The organism is Corallococcus sp. AB032C (genome assembly GCF_003668935.1).
Classification (GTDB): domain Bacteria; phylum Myxococcota; class Myxococcia; order Myxococcales; family Myxococcaceae; genus Corallococcus; species Corallococcus exiguus.
Map to the genome: position 1 here is coordinate 52,649 of NZ_RAWP01000005.1, position 405 is coordinate 53,053.

Consider the following 405-nt stretch of genomic DNA (forward strand, 5'->3'; position numbering starts at 1 on the left):
AGCCTGTTCAGGCGCGGGGCTTCAGCTCCAGGAAACCTGGCGCTCCGCACGGATCACTCCGCCGGGTTCGTTGGTGTCCCGAATTCGCGGGGCCCCGAACCTGAGATCCGGCTTTTGCGGTCGAGCGGTCGCGCCGACGTCAGAGCCGGCTCCTATGGTGGGGGCTGTAAACACAGGGATTTATTCATCCCCGGGTTGTGCCTCAGGAGCGCAGGGCCGGCCTCATGACACGCCATGTCGTTACCGAATAATGTAACCACCGCGAATTTGCCCACTGCCGCGCTTCCCCCGTGAGCGCGGTTCAGGACGGCAATCCAGCAACAGCAGCAGTCTGAGATCTCACGAGGGCCACCGTCCCGGGTGGTCCTCGTGCGCAATGGCATCCCCCAGTGCGGAGTACACGAG